Here is a 2732-nt window from a genome sequence, read left to right on the forward strand (position 1 = left end):
GTCATCCCGCTCCACACCCTGCACCAAGAGATAGTCCCAGCCCAGCGATCACACCCGCGGCAGAACGCGCCGATAATTCAGCGCCCTCCTAGGCGGATTTCGTGGTCTGGGCGGTCGGCGCCGGTAGGTTCGGCGGTATGCCAGGGGCTGAGGAGTTCATGCGGCGGGCGTTGGCGATCGCGGAGCGGGCGGCGTCGACACAGGTCGAGGCGATCAGGCGGGCGGCCGAGTTGGTGGTGGATGCCCGGGTGTTCTGGGTGTTCGGGACCGGGCACAGTCATCTGATCGCGGAGGAGCTCTACGGGCGCGCCGGTGGGTTGGCGGACGTGCGAGCCGTGCTCGAGCCGGGGTTGATGTTGCACGAGGGGTTGCTGAAGAGCTCCTTGCTGGAGCGGTTGCCGGGGTTGGCCGACGTACTGCTGCAGACCAATGACATCGGCGCGGGGGACGTCGTACTGATCGCGTCGAACTCCGGGCGGAACGCCGTACCGGTCGAGTTCGCTGTGGGGGCGCGGGCGAAGGGGGCGAAGGTGATCGCGTTGACGTCGCTCGCGCACAGTACGGCGGTCAGCTCCCGCACACCCGGCGGCCAACGCCTCTTCGAGGTCGCCGACGTGGTCATCGACAACTGCGGCGAACCCGGCGACGCCCTGATCGACGTCGAAGGCAGCCCCGAACGAACCGGCGCCACCTCAACCCTCGTCGGCGCCCTCCTCGCCCAAGCCCTGACCGTAGAAATCGTCACCCAACTAACCACCCACGGCCAATCCCCCAACGTCCTCCGCAGCCTGAACGTCTAGTTCGCGGCCCGTTCCTCTTCGAGCCCTGTCGGATGGCGCCGGTTCTATTCGTAGGGATGGTGAGAGGCCGGCGATGGGTCGGTCGGATTGCTGCGGGAGCGCGCCATGTCAGTCACCTACGCCGCCGGGAGTACTCGGATGGAAGCCGTCGCGCGTCGGGTGTGTTTGGAGTTGTTGGAGCCGGTGCATCTCGTCGCGTACATGTCTGACGAGCCGACCGAGGAGCTGCAGGCGCTCGGGTACGAGAGCTACCGGCCGGGGTACTTCGCCGCGCGGTCTGCTCCGCTGGGGAAGGTCCCGGCCGAGGTGGTGGATGCGTTGTTCTACAACTTCGCGCCCGGTGAGGTGGCCCGCTGTATCCCGAGCGTCTGGGACGTCGCCACTCCCGGGGCCGTGCTCGCCGCACGTCAGGCGGGCAGCGTCAAGGCACTGCGGCGGATCCTCGGCGACCTCGCCGACAGCCCCGCGCTCGCCTGCGCCGCCGACCTCGCCATCCGGGTCGCGACCAACGCGCCGATGGAAGGCCGGATCCTGTACGCCGCCCTGCGCTCGCTTCCCGTCCCCGACGAGCCGGTCGCCCGCCTCTGGCACGCAGCAACGCTGCTGCGCGAACACCGCGGCGACGGTCACCTCACCGCGCTGGTCGCCGCCGGCATCGACGGGCAGGAAGCCCACGTACTCCAGGCGCTCCACTCCGGCATGAAGCCATCGGACTACGGACGCCTCGATCCCCTCACGCCGGACCAACTGGCCGCAGTCGTGGACGGCCTACGCACGCGCGGCCTAGTCGACGCCTCCGGCGAACTCACCCCCGCCGGCCGCGAAACCAAGACCCGCATCGAGTCAACCACCGACGCCCTGGCCGCCCCCGCCTACACCACCGTCACCCCAGACGAGCTCGACCAACTCACCGCCGCCCTGCAGCCAATCGCTGCCAGGATCAAGTCGGCCGGCTACCGGAGCTAGACGGATCGGTGGTCGAGGACGGCGGTGACGAGTGACTCGAGGACCGCTGTTGCTTCGGCGGGGTCGCTGGTCGCCCAGTAGGTGGATTCGAGGTGTTGGATCTCGGGGCTCATGCCGAAGCGGTCGTACCACTGGGGCAGGTACTTCGGGAACGGCGGGTAGTGGCCCTCGCTGAGGAACCATGCGGTGTAGACGAGCTTGTGAAGTTCAACCGCGAGGCTCGCATGGAGCCAGCGGTTGTCGCGTTCGGCCGCCCGGTACAGCTCCTTGATGAAACCAGGTGCTGCGGTGTCGAGATGGCGCCGCACGTTGGCCACCAGGGACTCCGCAGGGGTCTGCGCTCGGGCTCGGTGCTCGGCGCCGAGGCCGGTCGGATCGAGGAGCAGCTTGGACTCGGCCAGGCCGGCGGCGACGTGGATTGGCAGCGGCCACGCCGTACCCGACCAGCCGTCGCCTTGTTCCAGTTCGCTCATCCAGCAGTCGAAGGTACGGCGAGGAACGTGCATGAGATCCACGTCGTAGCCGTCCATCCGCCCGTGCTCCAACGCGAGCTGTCCGTGCCGGGTGATGGTCGACGGCGCTGGGAGGGTCGCCGCGGTGGGCGCCTCGTCGGCCCAGATGAGGATGAGGTCGAGGTCGGAGTCGTCAGTCAGCCCGGCGATCACCGACCCCTGGCCATACATCCAGCCGAGGTCTTCAGTACGGCGGAAGTGGTCGGCCAGCCGCTCCAACGCAACAGCCAATCCACGCATGCCCAGACACTACGGGTGCCAGGAGTCGAGGGCTTGCTGACCAGCCGGTGGGCTTGAACAGGAATTAGCGGCTCTTCTGACTGATGTGTGGGTCAGGTTGGTGCCCTAGTTCGCCACCGAGGGCGGTCGAGTGCACCGCGCCCGTGCCACCCGGACCACCCGCGAACGGGATCCCGATGCCGCGGACCGCCAGGCCATCACAATCACCACCTCC

3 protein-coding genes are annotated in these 2732 nt (G+C 68.3%); 2 read left to right on the forward strand and 1 reads right to left on the reverse strand.

The genetic code is table 11. From position 1 onward, the window contains the following. Positions 1–137: 137 nt before the first annotated feature. Positions 138–800, forward strand: coding sequence for an SIS domain-containing protein (locus AB0H36_RS47975; RefSeq protein WP_360539079.1), 663 nt, complete (start codon positions 138–140; stop codon positions 798–800). 105 nt (positions 801–905) lie between these two features. Beyond that, entirely contained in the window at positions 906–1766 is an 861-nt protein-coding gene (locus AB0H36_RS47980; protein WP_360539082.1) for a MarR family transcriptional regulator, read from the forward strand. Here AB0H36_RS47980 and AB0H36_RS47985 read toward each other — a convergent pair. Further along, positions 1763–2518, reverse strand: coding sequence for a hypothetical protein (locus AB0H36_RS47985; RefSeq protein ID WP_360539085.1), 756 nt, complete (start codon positions 2516–2518; stop codon positions 1763–1765). The genes AB0H36_RS47980 and AB0H36_RS47985 overlap by 4 nt on opposite strands. Between the last annotated feature and the right edge of the window lie 214 nt (positions 2519–2732).

Source organism: Kribbella sp. NPDC050820 (genome assembly GCF_040653975.1).
GTDB lineage: Bacteria > Actinomycetota > Actinomycetes > Propionibacteriales > Kribbellaceae > Kribbella.

Bases quoted from the DNA above. Each gene is read 5' to 3' on its own strand.
- AB0H36_RS47975 (WP_360539079.1), top strand. From the start codon at position 138: ATGCCAGGGGCTGAGGAGTTCATGCGGCGGGCGTTGGCGATCGCGGAG.
- AB0H36_RS47980 (WP_360539082.1), top strand. From the start codon at position 906: ATGTCAGTCACCTACGCCGCCGGGAGTACTCGGATGGAAGCCGTCGCG.
- AB0H36_RS47985 (WP_360539085.1), bottom strand. From the start codon at position 2,518: ATGCGTGGATTGGCTGTTGCGTTGGAGCGGCTGGCCGACCACTTCCGC.